The organism is Desulfitobacterium elongatum, from assembly GCF_055378975.1.
Genome location: NZ_AP038772.1, coordinates 3279728 through 3298037, shown reverse-complemented (window position 1 = coordinate 3298037; position 18310 = coordinate 3279728). Strand labels below are relative to the sequence as shown.

General features: G+C 44.1%; 22 protein-coding genes. 16 read left to right on the top strand and 6 right to left on the bottom strand.

What is annotated here, in order from left to right; translation table 11 throughout:
- Window positions 1–73: 73 nt before the first annotated feature.
- A complete protein-coding gene (locus tag ACZ42W_RS15600; protein ID WP_464166199.1) occupies window positions 74–943 on the bottom strand; it encodes a methyltransferase domain-containing protein in 870 nt (289 codons plus the stop codon).
- A gap of 120 nt (window positions 944–1063) precedes the next feature.
- Between ACZ42W_RS15600 and ACZ42W_RS15595 the strand changes: the two genes are divergently transcribed.
- Window positions 1064–1801, top strand: a complete 738-nt coding sequence (locus ACZ42W_RS15595; RefSeq protein WP_464166198.1) for a hypothetical protein — start codon at window positions 1064–1066, stop codon at window positions 1799–1801.
- A 92-nt stretch (window positions 1802–1893) separates the two neighbouring features.
- Here the strand turns inward: ACZ42W_RS15595 and ACZ42W_RS15590 are convergent, their stop codons facing one another.
- Both ACZ42W_RS15590 and ACZ42W_RS15585 read right to left on the bottom strand, forming a co-directional pair.
- On the bottom strand, window positions 1894–2373 hold the full coding sequence (locus ACZ42W_RS15590) for a cytochrome c3 family protein (protein WP_464166197.1): 480 nt from the start codon (window positions 2371–2373) through the stop codon (window positions 1894–1896).
- 147 nt (window positions 2374–2520) lie between these two features.
- Entirely contained in the window at window positions 2521–2664 is a 144-nt protein-coding gene (locus ACZ42W_RS15585) for a hypothetical protein (RefSeq protein ID WP_464166196.1), read from the bottom strand.
- A 287-nt stretch (window positions 2665–2951) separates the two neighbouring features.
- Here ACZ42W_RS15585 and mscL point away from each other — a divergent pair, with 287 nt between their 5' ends.
- On the top strand, window positions 2952–3431 hold the full coding sequence (gene mscL, locus ACZ42W_RS15580; RefSeq protein ID WP_464166195.1) for a large conductance mechanosensitive channel protein MscL: 480 nt from the start codon (window positions 2952–2954) through the stop codon (window positions 3429–3431).
- Here the strand turns inward: mscL and ACZ42W_RS15575 are convergent.
- The gene (locus ACZ42W_RS15575; protein WP_464166194.1) at window positions 3416–4330 is read right to left on the bottom strand and encodes an RluA family pseudouridine synthase; all 915 of its coding nucleotides are present in this window, start codon (window positions 4328–4330) and stop codon (window positions 3416–3418) included. The two genes, mscL and ACZ42W_RS15575, sit on opposite strands and share 16 nt — an antisense overlap.
- A gap of 293 nt (window positions 4331–4623) precedes the next feature.
- On the opposite strand from ACZ42W_RS15575, the gene ACZ42W_RS15570 reads away from it, so the two are divergent.
- The 7 genes from ACZ42W_RS15570 (at window position 4624) to queG (ending at window position 11443) form a co-directional block, all read left to right on the top strand.
- Complete coding sequence (locus ACZ42W_RS15570) at window positions 4624–5739, top strand: aminopeptidase (RefSeq protein ID WP_464166193.1); 1116 nt, start codon at window positions 4624–4626, stop codon at window positions 5737–5739.
- Between the two features lie 21 nt (window positions 5740–5760).
- Window positions 5761–6699 carry a D-2-hydroxyacid dehydrogenase gene (locus ACZ42W_RS15565; protein ID WP_464166192.1) on the top strand — a complete coding sequence of 313 codons (939 nt, stop codon included), beginning with the start codon at window positions 5761–5763 and terminating at the stop codon, window positions 6697–6699.
- 26 nt (window positions 6700–6725) lie between these two features.
- Window positions 6726–7607: a diacylglycerol/lipid kinase family protein gene (locus ACZ42W_RS15560; protein WP_464166191.1), complete on the top strand. Its 882-nt coding sequence runs from the start codon at window positions 6726–6728 to the stop codon at window positions 7605–7607.
- Window positions 7608–7754: 147 nt separating this feature from the next.
- Window positions 7755–9341 (top strand): tRNA nucleotidyltransferase/poly(A) polymerase family protein, encoded by a 1587-nt coding sequence (locus ACZ42W_RS15555; protein ID WP_464166190.1) that lies wholly within the window; start codon window positions 7755–7757, stop codon window positions 9339–9341.
- A 150-nt stretch (window positions 9342–9491) separates the two neighbouring features.
- Complete coding sequence (locus ACZ42W_RS15550; RefSeq protein ID WP_464171039.1) at window positions 9492–10136, top strand: flavin reductase; 645 nt, start codon at window positions 9492–9494, stop codon at window positions 10134–10136.
- A 41-nt stretch (window positions 10137–10177) separates the two neighbouring features.
- Entirely contained in the window at window positions 10178–10288 is a 111-nt protein-coding gene (locus tag ACZ42W_RS15545; protein ID WP_464166189.1) for a rubredoxin-like domain-containing protein, read from the top strand.
- Between the two features lie 147 nt (window positions 10289–10435).
- Entirely contained in the window at window positions 10436–11443 is a 1008-nt protein-coding gene (queG, locus tag ACZ42W_RS15540; RefSeq protein WP_464166188.1) for a tRNA epoxyqueuosine(34) reductase QueG, read from the top strand.
- A 491-nt stretch (window positions 11444–11934) separates the two neighbouring features.
- Here queG and ACZ42W_RS15535 read toward each other — a convergent pair whose 3' ends face one another.
- A complete protein-coding gene (locus tag ACZ42W_RS15535) occupies window positions 11935–13095 on the bottom strand; it encodes an aminotransferase class I/II-fold pyridoxal phosphate-dependent enzyme (protein ID WP_464166187.1) in 1161 nt (386 codons plus the stop codon).
- Window positions 13092–13589, bottom strand: coding sequence for an Lrp/AsnC family transcriptional regulator (locus tag ACZ42W_RS15530; RefSeq protein ID WP_464166186.1), 498 nt, complete (start codon window positions 13587–13589; stop codon window positions 13092–13094). Before ACZ42W_RS15530 ends, ACZ42W_RS15535 begins: the two co-directional genes overlap by 4 nt.
- Before the next feature lie 269 nt (window positions 13590–13858).
- Between ACZ42W_RS15530 and ACZ42W_RS15525 the strand changes: the two genes are divergently transcribed.
- The 7 genes from ACZ42W_RS15525 (at window position 13859) to ACZ42W_RS15495 (ending at window position 18309) form a co-directional block, all read left to right on the top strand.
- Window positions 13859–14077 (top strand): FmdB family zinc ribbon protein, encoded by a 219-nt coding sequence (locus ACZ42W_RS15525; RefSeq protein WP_464166185.1) that lies wholly within the window; start codon window positions 13859–13861, stop codon window positions 14075–14077.
- A gap of 31 nt (window positions 14078–14108) precedes the next feature.
- Window positions 14109–14570, top strand: coding sequence for a tRNA (cytidine(34)-2'-O)-methyltransferase (locus tag ACZ42W_RS15520; protein WP_464166184.1), 462 nt, complete (start codon window positions 14109–14111; stop codon window positions 14568–14570).
- Between the two features lie 116 nt (window positions 14571–14686).
- Window positions 14687–15757 carry a glycosyltransferase family 4 protein gene (locus ACZ42W_RS15515; protein ID WP_464166183.1) on the top strand — a complete coding sequence of 357 codons (1071 nt, stop codon included), beginning with the start codon at window positions 14687–14689 and terminating at the stop codon, window positions 15755–15757.
- Between the two features lie 31 nt (window positions 15758–15788).
- Window positions 15789–16490 (top strand): metal-dependent hydrolase, encoded by a 702-nt coding sequence (locus ACZ42W_RS15510; protein ID WP_464166182.1) that lies wholly within the window; start codon window positions 15789–15791, stop codon window positions 16488–16490.
- 87 nt (window positions 16491–16577) lie between these two features.
- On the top strand, window positions 16578–16712 hold the full coding sequence (locus tag ACZ42W_RS15505) for a cleavage protein (RefSeq protein WP_464166181.1): 135 nt from the start codon (window positions 16578–16580) through the stop codon (window positions 16710–16712).
- On the top strand, window positions 16713–16904 hold the full coding sequence (locus ACZ42W_RS15500; RefSeq protein ID WP_464166180.1) for a small, acid-soluble spore protein, alpha/beta type: 192 nt from the start codon (window positions 16713–16715) through the stop codon (window positions 16902–16904).
- Between the two features lie 91 nt (window positions 16905–16995).
- On the top strand, window positions 16996–18309 hold the full coding sequence (locus tag ACZ42W_RS15495; RefSeq protein ID WP_464166179.1) for a DRTGG domain-containing protein: 1314 nt from the start codon (window positions 16996–16998) through the stop codon (window positions 18307–18309).
- Window position 18310: the final 1 nt, after the last annotated feature.

Here is an 18310-nt window from a genome sequence, read left to right as displayed (position 1 = left end):
AAGGCCAATGAAAGAAAAAAATCCAGGCTGTCTTATATGAGATAGCCTGGATTTTTGTATGAGTAAAGCCCGCTTAAGTTGCGGGCTTACGAAGAAATAGCTGCAGAATCCTTTCTTTGAAGCTCAATTTCTTAGGTGCCGGTGGTGGAGTAGGTTTTCGCCCATAAATGAGTCCGAATCCAAAGTATCCTTGGTATCTTTTCATAAAACCGGCATTTTTTTGCAACCTTGTGAGTAAGCCAGGCTGGCTAGAGGCTTTGTTCGCAAGATTATAAATCAAGAGCCAGTCTTTTTTGAGTTCATTGAGGATTACGTTACCGTTATTACTCTTTAGTGGTTGGGGATTCTTAATTTCTACATCTTGAAATCCAGCTTGCACCAAAGCCTCATGCCATTCGTCAAAGGGCAAGGGATTTGTGCCTGAACCAAAGCATACTTCGAGTTGGGTTCTAAGATGATCGGGCAATTCTGCTTGCAGAGCCATTTCTAGGTCTGCAACTCTGCCCTCGGGTTTGAGGACCCGATGAAACTCCCGATACACTTTGACTTTATCTAGGAAGACGGTGATAGATTCTGCCATGACTAGGTCAAAGTGGTTATCAGGAAAGGGCAGATTATAGACATCGGCGACCCTAAACTCAACTAAATGAGAGACGCCCTCTTTCTCGGCTCTTAAACTTGCTTTTTCAATCATTTCTGGGCTAATATCGACTCCGATGATTTTGCAGCCAATCGTTTTGGCGACGTGACATGCGGTCAGTCCGCTACCACAACCTGCGTCAAGCACGAATTCCTCGGCTGTCACTTGCATTGCGTCGAGATTCTGTTTTGTGGCTGGGAAACCTCCGGGATGAGAGCTTCCTATACCTAGCCAAGCCAAGAGTTCGAAGTAGTTCATATCTTCAACTCGCTTATAATCTTGCAATGTCACACCTCCTCTCATATCTATGGTATTATATTCCAAACTAGCGTGATATGACTTTATTGTAAATTCTCTTGAGATTGATGAAATTTGAGGTTATATTCATAATAAGACTTATATCTAAGCAAGGTGGTGAATACTATGCGAATTTTTAAAGGGAAAATAGTACTCGGAACCATTTTACTCGGCTTATCTATTGCAATTTACCTTATTCAAATCGCGTTATTTAACGATAGTAGAAATACAGAATTTTATTTCCTCCAAGATATGGCGTTTGTTCCGGTGCAGGTTTTACTTGTCACGTTAATCCTAGATGAGATTCTGAACATAAGAGAGAAACAACTTAAAGTTAAAAAAATGGATCTAATTATAAGCACGTTCTACACTGAATTTGGTATTACGCTTATTAAGAACTTATCTGAATTCATCGTTAATTTTGATCAACTCAAAAAAGAACTCAACAATAATCCGAATTGGTCTGATATAAACTCACATAAAATGCGCAAAATCATCAATGATTTTCAAGTTAAGGCAGATAGTCGTAAGGGTAACTTGGAGTCATTAAAATGTTATCTCATTGATCGTAAAAGCTATATGCTGAAAGTATTCGAAAATCCTAATCTTATGGAACATGATGCTTTTACGGATATGCTATGGGCTATATACCATATAGCCGATGAGCTTGATAATAGAGGGGACCTACTCATCATACAAGAGAAGGATAGTGAACACATATCGGGAGATATCGAACGTGCGTATAAGCTTTTGGTTAGCGAATGGACCTATTATATGAATCATTTAAACAGGGAATATCCATATTTATACTCATTAGCGGAACGCAGAAACCCATTTGCTGATAATGAAGTTATTATCCACTAAAATATCTAAAACATAGTGAAAGCCAGGCCATATTTTCGATCGTAAATATGGCCTGGCTTTTGAATTATACTAAATATATAAAACTAAGTGCCTTAAGACTTTGCCCCTTTCAACTCTGGAGTGATATATATATCGATTGCATGCCCTGAGTCTCTATGGCACTCTAAACAGGACTGGGAGTTTTTAATAATTTCGTAGTGATTGACCTTCGAAGTATTTTTTAATCGAACTGCATTGGGGAAGGGTTTTCTATCACCTAAATGACACTCAATACAACCACGACTAGAAATTACTGCAGAAGTAGGTATAGTATAATCTCCACTGAAATGTTGGAAGACATAGTTCAATCCTCTGGCTTTGGCGTGGAACTTTCCTAATTCACCTCTCGGTTGATGGCATTCAAGACATGTAACCTCTTTGTGCACGGAGGTCTCCCATGAGGTTACATATTCCTTAACCTCGTGACAGCGAGCGCAAAACCTTGGTCCTGAGGTCGCGACATAACCGATTTGAAACAATATGTATAGGCCAACTAATAAAATTCCACAGCCCAAAATTAATCTTTTCCACATGTTAACCCCTCCCGACGATGCTTAAAATAGTGTGTACATTTGAAGAATTTTTATCCCTTACAACGAGACTTGCACATAGCAGTTACAGAAAAAAGGCTGTCAAAATTGACAGCCCTTTTAAGGTCTAGACAGGAAAGGAGGAGTTATTTACCCCATAAACCCAAAGATTCCTGCACATACGATGGCGACAGAGGCCAACGCCATAAATCCGGTTGCTGCGAAGGCTGCAAGGACGACCCCCGAATAGAGGTAGGCAATTCCATTAGCGCAGACTTTCAATAATTTAGTCATATTAAAGACCTCCCCATACCCGCTTGTATTATTTGTAATATTCTAAATAATTTGCTAATGATATAGTTCTATTATATCTTCTATTCTCCACTTCGTTCATGAAAATGTTAATAAAGAAAAAGAGCTTTTTCTCAAGCTCGTAAAAGAGTTCACTGGTTAAGAATAGGGAAATATAGAAAGAAATCGAATTTCACTGTAAGATACAAATAACTGTTTTGACAAGCTGGACAGGCTGAGTAATAATAATATCTGAACTTATAAATAAAATGCAAGGAGAATGATTTTGATTGTGGAAAGAATTTAGAGACTTTGCGATAAAGGGGAATATCATAGATTTAGCTATTGGTGTGGTTATCGGAGCTGCTTTTGGGAAGATCGTCACCTCTCTCGTGTATGACATCATTATGCCTTTAGTGGGTATGCTGATGGGTAAAGTGGATTTTTCTAATCTTTTTATTGCTTTAGGAACTGGGCATTACAAAACCCTCGCCGAGGCGAAAGAAGCTGGCGTAGCAACAGTGAATTATGGTATCTTCATTAACAATATCATTGATTTTCTTATCGTAGCATTCTGCATATTCTTAGTGATTAAGCAACTTAGCCGCTTCACAAAGAAGAAAGAGGAAGAAGCAGTTGAACCTGAGTCACCCAAAACCAAGCTATGTAGGTATTGTTATACTGAAATCAATAAAGAGGCTACACGGTGTCCTTACTGCACCTCTGAACTATCTGAGTTAGGTCATAGTCATAATCAGGGGGCACGTTGAGGGGCAAGGGTCCGTAAAAGTTTGCGAAGATCCTCAGGCCACGGGGCACGGATCGTTATCTTGTTACCCGTTATAGGGTGAAGAAACTCATACATAAAGGAATGGAGTGCTTGACGGTTAATTCGCGTTAAGGCTCCTCCGTAGAGGTCATCGCCGAGGAGGGGATGTCCTAGGGCCTGGCAGTGGACACGGATCTGATGAGTACGGCCTGTCTCTAGAATGAATTCTAGTAGAGAGGCCTCCTGAAAGCGTTTAAGTACGCGAAAACGTGTCACTGCAGATAAGCCTTCGGGGGATATCTGCCTTTTGATAAAACTCCCGGGGACGAGACCTATGGGAGCTTCAATATTCCCTTCGTCTTCGCACACTTGCCCTTCGACGAAACCAAGGTAGCGTTTATGAATCTGATAGTGCTCGAGTTGCCAAGCGATTTGTTGATGTGCAAATTGATTTTTGGCAATGATGACGACTCCAGAAGTGTTGCGGTCGATCCGATGAATCGGACGGAAGGGGTGGGCTTCTCCTTTGGATAACCAATACCCTACCACTGCGTTGCCCATCGTGCCTGTCGGATAACGGGGCGTGGGATGGACAACCTGTCCAGCAGGCTTGTTGACAGCGAGGATATGGTCGTCTTCATAGAGGATATCAAGGGGAAGATTCTCACCCGGGATGCTAATCGATTCTTGAGTTTGGAGTTGGATTGTGAGTATTTCCCCAGAACTGCCCCTAGTGCTCAGAAAGGTGAACTTATCATTCACCCAGACACGTTCGCCTTGCTTTAGCTTTTGTAAAAGGTTGTGCGAAAAGTGGAATTTCTTTTCTAAAATATCTTGATATTTTTTTCCTTCATCCTGCGGTTGAAGGGTGTAGGTCCAAAGGTCACACTTACTGTTCATCGTTCGTTGCGCGGGATACCCCAACTTCAAAGAAATACGTTGGGGAGGAATGCGCTTCCCCTTTCGTCATTAAAATCACTCAAGATTTTTACTTATAACTAGACCTTAACAGGAAGTCAAAAATTATATGAAGTTAGTTTTCTTAATAATTTTTTTAAAAATTGAAGGAATTATCTAGAGTATAAGAGAAAGAATATGTTTCACAGTTCTCAAAGACTGGAAAGATAGGCTTAAGGGTTTTATCTAAGATGCTTAGAAATTTTAAGAATTAACCAGAGAAAGAAGGATTCGCCTTGAAAGACCCACGTGTAGAGAAATTAGCAGAATCAATTATTAACTATGCTATCGGATTGAAGTCAGGAGAGAAAGTCTTAATTGATGTCAATGGCTTAGAGATTCCTCTCGCTCAGGCTTTGGTGAGATATGCTTATCAGGCTGGCGGGGTTCCTTTTCTAGCTATCAATAATCATACCTTACTGCGCGAAGTTTTAAAAGGAATCACAATCGAACAAGCGGAGTCCATGGCACAATGGGACTTGGCACGAATGAAGGACATGCAAGCTTATGTCGGGATACGAGCAGGGGAAAATGCGAATGAACATGCCGATATTCCGTCAGAGAAAATGAGTATTTATCAAACGCATTATCTTAAGCCTGTCCACTCTGAGCAACGTGTTCCTCATACGCGCTGGGTAGTTATGCGCTACCCCAATGCGTCTATGGCACAGCTGGCCAATATGAGTATCGAAGGCTTTGAGGACTTCTACTTTAATGTGTGTAATCTTGACTATAGTAAAATGTCAGTGGCCATGGATCCTTTAGTTGATTTGATGGAGCGTACGGATAAGGTGCGTATCACTGGACCAGGAACGGATCTGACCTTTTCGATTAAGGGGATGCCAGCGATTAAGTGTGATGGACACTTGAACATTCCGGATGGGGAAATTTTCTCTGCTCCTCTTCGGGAATCAGTCAATGGTCGGATTTCTTACAATACTCCAGCTCTCTATCAAGGGTTCACCTATGAATCGATCGTCTTGGAATTTAAGGATGGAAAGATTATTAAGGCGACGGCTAATGATACCGAGCGAATTGAAGATGTTTTCAATACGGACGAAGGAGCACGTTATGTGGGGGAATTTGCGATTGGGGTGAATCCCTACATTTTGACCCCAATGAAGGATACTCTCTTCGATGAGAAAATCGACGGGAGCTTCCACTTTACTCCAGGAAATTGCTATGATACCTGCAACAATGGAAATAAATCGGCGATTCACTGGGATTTGGTCTGCATACAACGACCAGAATTTGGGGGCGGAGAAATTTACTTCGATGATGTTCTTATTCGCAAGGATGGAAGGTTTGTGATACCGGAGCTTGACGGGTTGAATCCGGAAAATCTGAAATAAACTGAAAAGAGGGATAAAGAGATGAAGTTGATTAGCTCGATGCCTTTATCGGAAAAACAGATGGAGCAGCTCAAGAGTGCACGCCCTGATTTGGAAATTGAAACCGTGAAGGCGTTTAGTGAACCAGATTCGCAAGTTGAGGCTTTGTTAACGTATGGTTGGGATGTGACAGAAAAGACACTCGAACTTTATCCTAATATACAGTGGATTCAGGCCATGAGTGCCGGTGTCGATCGTTTACCTCTGACAAAACTCGCTGAGAAGAACATACTCTTAACGAATGTACGGGGAGCCCATGCCATTCAAATGTCGGAGCATGTCATCTGGAGTATGCTCAACCTTTTGCGCCAGGGTCGGCAGGTCATGCACCAGCAAGATCAAAAAATCTGGAGTGCAAAACTTCGGGTTGAAGAAATGTATGAAAAAACAGTATGTATCGTGGGCGCTGGGGCGATCGGGGAAGCTGTTGCCGAGAAGTGCCGTGCTTTTGGAATGACCGTTTTAGGCATCTCACGAAGCGGAGAAAGTCATCCGTCTTATGATCGTATGGGCGCGTTAGGGGAGCTCCCTCACTTTTTGGAAATCAGTGATGTTGTCGTCGCGATTCTCCCACTGACACAGGAGACCGAAAACTTTTTCGATGCAGAGCGGTTTAGTCAAATGAAGGAAGGGGCATACTTTATCAACGTAGCTAGAGGACCGGTCGTTGATGAAGAGGCCTTACTTGAAGCCTTGAAGTGCGGAAAACTACGTGGTGCTGCTCTTGACGTGTTCGTAAATGAGCCGCTCTCTGAGTCCAGTCCCTTTTGGACCATGGAAAATGTTTTCTTGACTCCGCATATTGGAGGGAGATCTCCTGGTTATACAAAGAGAATGTTCGATGTTCTCATCAAGAACACAAGTAACTTTCCTGAACGTCAAGACATGATTAATCATATCCAGTTGGACAAAGGATATTAAGGGATAATCTTAAGGAGTCAAGTTGTATGAACGAAAAGAAACTTCGCTTAATCTATAATCCATATGCAGGTCGGCGAAAGCTGGTAAGTCAACTCGATACCGCCATTCGTATCTTTCAGGAAGGTGGTTACGAGGTTTGCGTCCATCGCGCAAAATCTCCGGAAGATATCGAGCATGTTTCCGCTCTGTGTCAAGATGTGGATTGTTTGGTTATCGCAGGTGGGGATGGAAGTATTCATCAAGCGGTCAATGGGCTTATGAAGATCCCTCTTACTCAAAGACCCTCACTTGGGATTTTACCGGTCGGTACAGCCAATGATTTAGCGTATGCTTTGCGCCTTCGTAAGAGTATCCAGGAAGCTTGCGAAGTCATTGTTCACGGCTCCACGTTTGAAATGGATCTAGGTATGGTCAATGACCGTTACTTCGTGAATGTCTTTAGTGCGGGGCTCATGACGGATGTCTCTCCTAAGGTCGATGTTCATGTGAAGAATCGCTTAGGTCAGCTTGCCTATTACCTTAAAGGGATTGAAACATTACCGTCTTTTCGACCCTTTCGGGTAGAATTTGAATTCGAAGGCCACCAGTATTCAGAGGATGCTTTACTTTTACTTGCAGTAAACGGACTTTCGGTCGGTGGGCTTAAACAATTAGTACCGAGAGCTTCCCTTACAGATGGAAAGCTTGATTTTCTCTTAGTTCGCCAAAGCGGGTGGCCTGATACGATGCGTATGCTACTTCAACTTGTTGGTGGCGGCAAAGTGGGGAGCGATCGAATCGAACAATTCCAGGCTACAGAACTGAAGATTATCACTGAACGCCCCGTGAGCTCTGATCTAGATGGAGAATGGGGTCCAGATAGCCCGTGGGAGATTAAGATCGGGCCCAAGATTACTGTGCTTTGCTAAATGGGACCGATGGGGTCCCATTTCTTTGTTTTTACGAAAGACCTTGGTACAAGCTAAGCTTTCAATCAAATCTTAGAAGGTATGAAAGAGTAAAAAAGCGAACTGAGGAAAAAATAAAGCCGTTAATCTTTATGAGGTGGGATAGATATGGATGCTTTCCAGCAAGAGGTCGTCGAAAAAATATCTAAAATTTCTCCGCTCTATCTTGTTGGAGGGGCGGTTCGCGATACTTTGTTAGATCGTCCGACAAAGGATGTGGATGGAGTCACCGAACTATCCTTGGAGCAACTTGAGCAGTTATTAAAGGAATGGGGTTATCATCCCTTGCGTATTGGGGCGAATCACCCTACCATAAGTGTCTTTCAAAATGGAGAGCGTCTCGACTTTAATCCCTTAAGTGGAAACCTCGAGACGGATGCTTTAAGGCGGGACTTTACAATCAATGCCATATATCAAGAGGTACGGACGGGAGAATATATCGATCCGCTGGGTGGATTAACGGACTTAAAAAATAAAATATTGAAAGCTTGCGGCAATCCCGATGAACGTTTTAGAGAAGATCCGATTCGAGTCCTTAGACTTGTCCGCTTTAGTGTGAGATATGGCCTGTTGATCGAGGCTGAAACGTTAGAAGCGGCTAAGAGGGCAGTTGGAGCTCTCGCGGGGACTGCGGCAGAAAGAATCTCTGAAGAACTCGGTCGTATACTTACCCTAGATGATCCAGTGACGGGTATTCGACTGCTCGGCGAAATCGGATACTGGCAAGTCTTCTTACCAGAGCTTGCTCGGTTAAAAGGCTTAGTACAAAACAAATATCATTCTAAAGATGCGTTGGAACACACACTTCATGTCGTTCGCAATACCCCTCCTCGCTTGATCTTAAGATTAGCGGGATTATTTCATGATATGGGGAAATGGGAGACAGCGAGCCGAGAATGTTACGCTTGGGGTAAATGTGTCGCAGGAAATAGGGGGTTTAGGCTGGGTGAGTTTCGTCTTCTGGGTAAACAGCTGCAACGCTGGAATGGGCAATGTGTAGAAGTCCATGGGGCACGATTAGATCATTATCCTGATGTAATTCAAGTGAAACATATCAGGAAATCGAATTCGGGAAAAGTCGGGTTTAAGTGGGTAACCGATGGGAAGAGACATTTTTTGGGTCATGAAAGGGAAAGTGGGCGTTTGACACGACAGATCCTACCTCGATTTCGTTTTTCAATGGCCCTGGGACAAGGTAATTCAGGTGGAGAAAAGGAACTTCTTTGGCTTATTGAAAATCACATGCTTGGGACGCTATTTTTCATGCCAGAACTGCGTGGTGAGGGTAAGCCTGGACAACTCGAGGAGAAAGCGCGGCGCTTCGCCTGGGAACAGGGCTGGGATGGACGTGCCTATCAAATAGAGAGGTTATCCAACCTTCTGGATCTTTGGCGAGCGGACTTTTTCGGAGGAAAACAACGCGATCCTCAGGATGAAGAGATCTTTGAGCAGGTGCAGCAGAGGATTCGGTCTGAGGCTCAAAAAATACTCTCTCGAAACCAGAAACTTCAGTGGAGGACGTTAGAAGAATTTGCACGGAATCGTGGAATTTCAGGGCGGGAGTTTGGGGCCTTTAAAGATACTGTGCGAAAAGTTCTTATCTTGAGTGGAGATCACTTCATAATGAATGAAGAATTCTTAGAGAAGGAGTATAGAGAGTTTTCAAGAAATCAGCAGGCTGAGAAACGTTTGTAAGATCCTAATAAAGTACTAATAGAAGTGCTTTATTAAGGGCCGCTAATCTAAGGCTTGCTTTAAGAAATATTAAAAAAAGCACGGGGGTATATTGACTTAAAATACGACTCAATTTATGCTAATTAAAGATTTAGAAAGAGGGTGAAGGCTATTATTAGACAATGGAGATGCGACGTCTGTGGTTATATTCATGAGGGTGATAATCCCCCGGATACTTGTCCACTCTGTGGTGTGGACTCCACTCACTTCCAAGAAATTAAGTCGGAGCAAGAGGAATCAGTAAGTTTGGGTGCTCTGACTTCCCCCATCAAAGCTCTTGAGCTTGACAAAGAAACAGCAATTAAAAAGGCACTCTATGCTTTATCCTATGGTTTATTCATCATCACAGCTCACTCCGAGGGAGTGGATAATGGTCAATGTGCAAATACTTGTTTTCAAGTGACCTCAGAACCACCTCGAGTGGCGATTGGTATTAACAAAAATAACTATACTCACGAGCTTATCGCCAATAGTGGAATATTTGGAGTTTCTGTACTTAATCAGCAGGGGCAAGACTATGCAAGGAAGTTTGGATATCGCTCAGGCCGCGGGGTGAATAAATTTGAGGGTGTATCGGTCCATCGTGGTGAGTCAGGAATTTTACTTCTGGATGATGTCGTTTCAACGATGGAAGCAAAGGTCATCGGTCAACTTGACGCTGGTACCCACACTCTATTCTTAGGTGAAATCATAAATGCGGAAGTTCTTCAAAAAGCTGAACCTATGACCTACGCCTACTTTAGAGCGACTAAATAATCCTCGAAAGTGTAAGGTGTAACAAGAAAGGGGATTTCTTCATGAAAAACTGGCAGTGCTTAATATGTGGATATGTTCATGAAGGAGAGGAAGCTCCAGAGAGTTGTCCAGTGTGTGGAGCTTCTAAATCACAATTCACTCAGGCAGAGTAAATTAGACGTTTTCAAGTAGAGGGCTTTGAACAACTAGGATGGTTCAAGGCCCTCTACTTTATAATTAGCTCCGCTAGACATTCGTAGAGTCATCAGATAAACTGTATTTCGATGAATGAGTGCGGACAAATAGGTGGAGGTCTTCGAATGGAGCGAGAGGAACAATTGAATTGGAAAGCCAGGATTCGTGAATTGGCTGAAATCGTTGGTTTTTCGGCGATTGGTTTTACCAGCTCTGAGCCCATCGAGGGCTTGAAGGAGTTTTTGGAGGAACGTAGGGAAGTGGGGTATCATACTTCCTTTGAGGAAAAAGAACTGTCCCGACGTGTGGATGCAAAATTGATCTGGCCCTCTTGTGAATCGGTCGTTGCACTGGCGTATCCGCTCCCTTATACCAGTAAGCCACTGGAAGGAGAAGGAGTACTCGCTCGTTCAGCCGTGGGGGAAGATTATCATCAGATCGTGAAGAACTGCTGTGATGAGCTGATAATTTCTATGGAGAATGCAGGATGGAACTATGAAAGACCCCGTATCCAAGTGGATACAGGGCCCTTAAATGAGCGGGCTTTTGCCCTAAGAGCAGGGCTCGGCTGGATTGGCCGGAATCAACAATTGATTATCCCCCAGACGGGTTCTTTTGTCTCGCTTGCCCTTATGCTGTTGGATCAGAAGATCATTGCTGATGAGCCTATGGCAAATCAATGCGGCTCCTGCAGAAAGTGTATAGAAGCTTGTCCAGCGCAAATTATTGGTAAAAGTGTGTTTGTTGCAAACCAATGCCTTTCTTACTTAACTCAAAGCAAAGAAGTCTTGTCGGAGGAGCAAGTAGCTCGACTTGAGAATCGTCTCTTTGGATGTGATACCTGCCAAGAGGTCTGTCCTCAAAATCAAGCATGGCTTCAGAAGGAAGAGTCTGTGGAATCGAAAGTACCGCGCGGTGAGGATTTATGGGGAGTTCTCGACCTGACAAAGAGTGAGTTTAATCAGAGGTTTAAATCTACGGCCGCTGGTTGGCGAGGGAAAGGGATCCTTCAGCGAAATGCGTATTTGGCTTTGAGGAAACAGAAGGACTCTAAGTTCAGGGAGTGGGAGAAGAAGAAAGAGCGGGAGAAGGATGGGATACCGCCAATGATTCGGGCTTATGTTCGGGAGTAGACATTTAAATTTGGAGAAGTAGCTTTTCGCGCAGCCGTACCTTCGGGCGTGAATCTCCACCGGAGACTCACGTACTCAGTAGCTCCAGGGCTCGAATGCGGCGGAGCATTCGGACGAAGGCTCGTACTCGCTTCCGTCGGAGCACCTTCAGCGGATGAGTATCATTTGTGGAATGCCGCCTCGGGCGAAAATGACCTTCAGCCGTTTAGTAATCTTTTTGGGCATGCGGCTTCGGGCGAAACCTTCCACTGGAAGCTTTCGTCACTGGACACTTTCGTTGCCAAACCCTTCTGCTTACTGCATGTGAACCAGTGGCGCCGCTCACCAACGAAAGCCTCGTACGATTTATTGCCCCTCCGCTAAAAGTCGTTCACGACAGCGCGAAAAGCTACGCTCTGGGGTCTTAACGTGCCTTTAAAAAAATAAGTACATAAGAAGAGTGTACTCAATTGTCGAGTACACTCTTCTTGTCTTTGTCAGGATATCTAGATTTATATGCGTTTACTCACAAAGCGCTCCATGCGATCGAGAGCTTCTTGAATTTGATCTGTCGAATAGGCGTAGGAGCAGCGGATATGTCCTTCTCCAGATGGACCAAACGCTGTGCCGGGGACGACGGCTACTTTCTCTTCAAGAAGAAGTTGCTCGGCAAATTCTTCAGAGCTTAGCCCAGTCGCTGAGATGTCTGGGAAGACATAGAAGGCACCGAGGGGTTCAAAACAGCGTAAGCCCATTTTGCGGAAACCATGGACCATCATGCGACGACGGCGGTCATAGGTTCCGACCATGTCTCTCATCGCTTGTTCTGCTGAACGGAGAGCTTCAAGCGCCGCGACTTGAGCGGTGATTGGGGCGCAAAGCATAGTATATTGGTGAATCCGTGTCATAGCCCCGATAAAATCGGGATGTCCAGCGACATAGCCGATTCGCCAGCCGGTCATGGCATACGACTTCGAGAAGCCGCTAATGTGCAAGGTGCGGTTTCTCATGAGGGGTAAACTGGCGAAAGCAGTATGAGTCCCGTCATAGGTTAAATCGGAATAGATCTCATCGGATAATACGATTAAATCGTGTTCTGAGACGAATTTAGCAATGGGAAGATAGTCCTCTCGTGTCATAATCGCACCCGTGGGATTATTGGGGTAGGAGAGCACGAGGAGTTTGGCATTAGGGGTATAGACTCGCTCTAAGTCTTCTATACGCAAGCGAAAACCTTCTTCAGCTCGAGTGGGTATGTACTGAACCTCGGCCCCGGCAAGAGTTGCACATGGCGCATAAGAGACATATGAGGGATCAGGAAGCAAGACGACATCTCCTGGAGCTACTAAAGCACGCATCGCGAGATCCACGGCTTCACTCGCCCCCACTGTGACTAAAATTTCATCATTGGGGTTGTATTCGAGCCCGAGGTTTTTAGACATATTCCATGTGAGGGCTTGTCTTAATTCGAGGATACCAGAGTTACTGGTATACATCGTTTGTCCTTGCTCTAAGGAGAAGATTCCGCTTTCTCTTACTGTCCAGGGGGTAACAAAATCAGGCTCTCCAACTCCCAGAGAGATGACGTTCTTCATCGTAGAGACGAGGTCGAAAAATTTTCGTATCCCTGAAGGAGGTAAATTCGCTGCGATGGGAGACAGATAGTTCTTCACGGCGAGACCACCAGCCTTTCAGGAATTTCCTCTTCTCCTAGGAGTTCTATACCATCTTGCTTATAGCGGCGGAGAATAAAATGCGTTGTAGTACTTTGAACATGCTCAAGGGGTGCAAGTTTTTCTGCCACAAATAAAGCAACTTCTTGCATCGTTTTTCCTTCAATTAAGAGTGAAAGGTCATAGCCACCCGACATGAGATAGACGGCCTTGATTTCAGGGAATTTCTGAAGACGCTTTGCGACTTTATCGAAGCCGTATCCTCGCTGAGGGAGGACTTTAACGTCGATAAGTGCTGTAACACTGGGCTCACCCGTACGTTCCCAGTTAATAAGAGGGCTGTATTGGACAATGATCTTTTCTTCTTCCCAGTGTTTGATTCGATCTTCGACATGGTCCAGGCTTAAACCGGTTTGGATGGCGAGTTCTTCGGGTGATAAACGGTAATCTGTTGAAATGAGTTCAAGAAGCTTCCGGTCTTCGTTCGTTAGCATGAACGGAATTCCTCCCTTCAAAGATTTTTATTCCCATAATATCATATTGCTCTGTAGTATAACAAGTCGTTTAGAGGGCTCTATTATCCTTTATTAGTTGGTTTAAGCCTTTGTCATTGTAATGTTTTGTTATCGGATTTAAGGCGGCAAGAATTAAAAAAATAGAAAAAATATAAGTTAAATAAAAGAGAATTCTTGGGCATTCAAATGATTTGGGGTATAATAGAAAGATGGATTTGATAGTGAACGAGTAAAATGGTCAAGAGGGGATGAATCCTTTGCCGATCTATGAATTTAAGTGCACGACATGCGGGAAGACCCTATCTAAACTTTGCAAAATCGGAGAGATGGGGCAAGAGCTTGAATGCACTCAGTGTGGAAACGTTGGCTTGAAACGACTGATTTCTGGCTTTGCAAGTCCAGGTGTTTCGGGTGGTGAAGGTGGCTGCTCGACGGGCTGTGGTGGGAATTGCTCAAGCTGTCACTAATTAATGTGTTTTCGAAAGGAACTGTAGCATAATGTTAAATATTGTTCTGGTCGAACCGGAAATTCCGCCGAATACGGGTAATGTCGCAAGGCTGTGTGCTGCTACCGGTGCGGCTCTGCATCTTGTCAAACCTTTAGGCTTTGAAATTACGGATAAGCATCTAAAACGAGCTGGACTGGATTATTGGGATATGCTTGATATACATATCTATGAAAATTACGCTGAGTTTGAGGAGAAGAACCCTGTAGGGACGCGTTATCTAGCTACAACTAAGGCCCGACGTTTGCATACAGAGATCCAGTTTGAACAGGGTGGGTATATACTCTTCGGGAAAGAAACCAAAGGGCTTGCTCCAGAAATTCTCGCGCGATATCCAGAAACAACGATGAGGCTTCCTATGCGCCCCGATGCCCGATCCCTTAATCTTTCGAATTCTGTCGCAGTGGTTGTCTATGAGGCTTTACGTCAGTGGGGCAATCCAGGACTCGTTTGATGTTTACTTAAAAGGGACAGGCCTCTTTTGAGATTGAAATATAAGTATTACTATGACGTAGCAAGTGATGGAGGATGTAATATGTGTAATCAGCTTAAATCGATGGAGGGTCAGAAATGAGTTATGCTCTGACGTTCATCATTGCCCTAATCTTCGCAGTGGTGGCTACACCCCTTTCAATGAAGCTTGGACGTCGTTGGGGTGCGATTGCCTACCCTGGAGGACGTCATGTTCATAAGAAACCGATTCCTCGGCTCGGAGGGATCGCCATTTATGCGGCATTTTGGATTGCTGTTGTGTTTACTCGGAATTGGGATACTCAGCTATACACCCAGCTATACACTCAGCTATGGGGATTATTTGTAGGAAGTACACTTATCATGGTTGTCGGGGTATGGGATGATATTCGAGAAATTCGCCCTATCGTTAAATTAGGTTGGCAGATCGCAGCGGCAATCGCGCTTGTTTGCTTTGGATTTTCTATGAATCAACTATCCCTTCCCATCATTGGAGTCGATCTGAATTTTGAAAACCGTGGCTTAGGTTGGCTCGGTCTACTTTTAGCTGTTTTCTGGATTGTTGGATTGGTTAATACGGTTAATATTTCCGATGGACTCGATGGTTTAGCAGCTGGAATATGCTTTGAAGCTGCACTGCTTCTTTTTTGGTCAGCGAATCGGATTAGTCAAGTTCCAGAGGCTCATTTGACGTTGGCATTGGCCGGGGCCGCCCTTGGATTTTTATTTTTTAATTTTCATCCGGCACGTGTATTTATGGGAGATTCGGGGAGTATGTTTTTAGGGTATATTATCGGTGGAATCTCCATTATGGGTTTGTTAAAAACGGCGACAATTCTCGGTCTTGTATTCCCTCTCCTCGTCTTAGGAATGCCCCTTACAGATCTGACGTTCGCTATTATTCGTAGGAAACTACGAGGTCAATCGATCGCGGAGGCAGATCGTGGTCACCTTCATCATCGGTTGCTTGATGCGGGACTTTCACAGCGCCAGGCTGTCCTTTTACTCTATGGGATGAGTGCTTGCTTTGGTATTGCAGCTGTCTTAGGTGCCTTGGGGTCTTGGGTCTTGGCAGCGACGTTACTCATTGCTGACTTCGCTTTACTGGTGACCATATTGTTACGTCGCACTGCTATATTGAGTGCGATGAGTCGGAAACAGAGCAAATAATTAATTATTATGTATCAGGGGGGACATCATTATGGAAATTCGCTTCCATGGACATGCTTGTTTCGAGGTGAGCAGTAAACAAGGAAGGATCCTTATTGATCCTTTTTTAAGCAATAATCCGAGCGCGGATGTTAGCCCTATGGATTTCGAAGAATTAGATGCCATTCTTGTTTCACATGGGCATTCAGATCATTTAGGGGATGCTATCGAGCTATCGAGAAGGACTGGCGCTCCCATTATAGGGGTGTATGAGCTTGCTCGACTTTGCGAAAAGCGGGGTGCGGCGACCCATGCGATGCATATTGGAGGGAAACATCTTTTCAAATTCGGGCTCGTACGTCTGACGCATGCTTTGCATGGCTCAGTTTTTGAACCCCAAGGAGAAGAGGAGTCCTTTGATTATGCGGGGTTAGCCTGTGGATTTTTAATTCAGATAGAGGGAAAGTGGCTTTATCATTCAGGAGATACGGGACTTTTTGGCGACATGGAGCTCATTGGGCGGAGACATCCGCTAGAGGTCGCTATGCTCCCTATCGGGGATAATTTTACGATGGGACCGGAGGAGGCAATTTTTGCCACGACCTATCTTCGTCCCAAGCGCGTTATTCCGATGCATTATAATACGTTTCCCCTCATTCAGCAGGATGCAAGTGAATTTACTGAAAACCTGCGAAGAAAATGCCCGGAGAGTGAAGGCGTTATCTTGACTCCTGGTCAAGCGATTACCCTATAGTAAAAAGTGTATGAGATACCTGCGGAGAGAACCGCAGGTATTTTTTATTGGGAATTAGGAAAAACTCTTTCTAAGGAGTTGATCTCTATGACACAAAAATCATGTACAGCAAATTGCTTCTACTATGTGGAGGGTCGTTGCCGATTAAGACACCGTCCGACGGAGATAAAGCCAATCTGTCCCTATTACGATGGGCATGGAATAAGCAGGGGGATGATTTAAGTGAAGGGACAAAAACCAAAGGCAAAGAGAACCGATCCACTAGAATCACTAAAAATGGAGATTGCAGCTGAATTAGGACTCCTGGATCAGGTGCGTGTAAAAGGGTGGCATTCACTCAGTGCAAAGGATGCAGGGAAAATTGGGGGACTCATGACTCAAAGAAATAAGAAAAAGCCCCCTGATATACAATAATTTTCAACATATTTTTCAGAGCATAGTTGAAAGAGTTTCAAATGTGTTATAATGACACTTGAAAAGCATGAGAAAAGTGGGGAGCGTACCATTGAGTCAGACAAAGCATCAACAAATTTTGAGCTTTATAGAGGACCTTGCCATAGGGAGCAAGGTTTCTGTCCGTTTTATCGCAAAGGAATTAGATGTTAGTGAAGGTACTGCTTATCGTGCAATCAAAGAAGCGGAGACGAAAGGCTTTGTCCGTTCGATTCCTAAGGTTGGAACGATTCGTATCGAGGGAGCGAAAGAGCGGCGTATTGAAGATTTAACCTTACGTGAAGTCTCTCAGATTGTTGAGGGAATCGTAATTTGTGGCTATGAAAACTTAGATCATTCGCCCAATAAATTTATTATTGCCGCTATGGAATTGGATGCGATGGAGCGCTATCTCGAAGATAACGCTTTATGTATCGTTGGTAATCGTCATGATGCTCAGATGTTGGCCTTGCAACAGGGTTCTCCTCTTCTGATTACCGGAGGATTAGACCCTCAGGAGGATGTTGTCAACTTAGCACGAGAAAACCATCTGGTCATTATTCAATCACCCTATGATACCTTTGCTGTTACGACTATGATCAATCGGGCATTGTATGACCGTCTTATCGAAAAAGAACTTATCCTCGTTGAAGATATTATGGTCAAGGATGTGAAGTATCTAACGACGGATGCAACAGTCGGAGATTGGCATGAACTCTCCCAGAAGACTAGTCATAGTCGTTTCCCTGTGGTGGATTCCGACATGATTGTCGTTGGGATGATTACAGCAGTTGATGTGGCTGGTGCAGAAATGAAGACATCTGTCGTTGAAGTGATGAACGCTAAACCCTTCGTCGTTGGACGCGAGGATTCAGTGACCCATATTTCTCGGATTATGGTCTGGGAAGGCTGGGAAATCGCTGCAGTTGTCGATCAAGGTAAGCTCATTGGTATCATTGGCTTGCAAGATCTGATCGAAGCGTATCAGCAAATTCAGAAGCAACCTCAATTTGGTGAAACAGTAGATAATCTGATTTTAAGCGGTTTCCGTTATGTGGAAGATCCGGAGTATCTGACCATCGAGGGTGAGATCAGCCAATTCATGGTCAATGAATTTGGGTCTGCAAGCTGCGGAGTTTTAGTAACCGTAATGAATATGGCCGGATATATTGCTTTGCGTAAGCAGCATCGACTTGATGCCATCACGGAGAATTTTACACTTTATCAGATGCAGCCGATTCCTGTCGGAACGGAAGTTCGCATCACAGCAAAACTATTACTTGTCGCTAAGAAACATTGTAATATCGAAATCGATGTTTACTCGAATAATTCGCTCTTAGCGAAAGCTCTTATGAGTGCACGAATGGGAGATAAGAAACTGTCTTAAT

Bases quoted from the DNA above. Each gene is read 5' to 3' on its own strand.
- ACZ42W_RS15600 (WP_464166199.1), bottom strand. From the start codon at position 943: ATGAGAGGAGGTGTGACATTGCAAGATTATAAGCGAGTTGAAGATATG.
- ACZ42W_RS15595 (WP_464166198.1), top strand. From the start codon at position 1,064: ATGCGAATTTTTAAAGGGAAAATAGTACTCGGAACCATTTTACTCGGC.
- ACZ42W_RS15590 (WP_464166197.1), bottom strand. From the start codon at position 2,373: ATGTGGAAAAGATTAATTTTGGGCTGTGGAATTTTATTAGTTGGCCTA.
- ACZ42W_RS15585 (WP_464166196.1), bottom strand. From the start codon at position 2,664: ATGACTAAATTATTGAAAGTCTGCGCTAATGGAATTGCCTACCTCTAT.
- ACZ42W_RS15575 (WP_464166194.1), bottom strand. From the start codon at position 4,330: ATGAACAGTAAGTGTGACCTTTGGACCTACACCCTTCAACCGCAGGAT.
- ACZ42W_RS15565 (WP_464166192.1), top strand. From the start codon at position 5,761: ATGAAGTTGATTAGCTCGATGCCTTTATCGGAAAAACAGATGGAGCAG.
- ACZ42W_RS15560 (WP_464166191.1), top strand. From the start codon at position 6,726: ATGAACGAAAAGAAACTTCGCTTAATCTATAATCCATATGCAGGTCGG.
- ACZ42W_RS15555 (WP_464166190.1), top strand. From the start codon at position 7,755: ATGGATGCTTTCCAGCAAGAGGTCGTCGAAAAAATATCTAAAATTTCT.
- ACZ42W_RS15545 (WP_464166189.1), top strand. From the start codon at position 10,178: ATGAAAAACTGGCAGTGCTTAATATGTGGATATGTTCATGAAGGAGAG.
- queG (WP_464166188.1), top strand. From the start codon at position 10,436: ATGGAGCGAGAGGAACAATTGAATTGGAAAGCCAGGATTCGTGAATTG.
- ACZ42W_RS15530 (WP_464166186.1), bottom strand. From the start codon at position 13,589: ATGCTAACGAACGAAGACCGGAAGCTTCTTGAACTCATTTCAACAGAT.
- ACZ42W_RS15525 (WP_464166185.1), top strand. From the start codon at position 13,859: ATGAATCCTTTGCCGATCTATGAATTTAAGTGCACGACATGCGGGAAG.
- ACZ42W_RS15520 (WP_464166184.1), top strand. From the start codon at position 14,109: ATGTTAAATATTGTTCTGGTCGAACCGGAAATTCCGCCGAATACGGGT.
- ACZ42W_RS15515 (WP_464166183.1), top strand. From the start codon at position 14,687: ATGAGTTATGCTCTGACGTTCATCATTGCCCTAATCTTCGCAGTGGTG.
- ACZ42W_RS15510 (WP_464166182.1), top strand. From the start codon at position 15,789: ATGGAAATTCGCTTCCATGGACATGCTTGTTTCGAGGTGAGCAGTAAA.
- ACZ42W_RS15505 (WP_464166181.1), top strand. From the start codon at position 16,578: ATGACACAAAAATCATGTACAGCAAATTGCTTCTACTATGTGGAGGGT.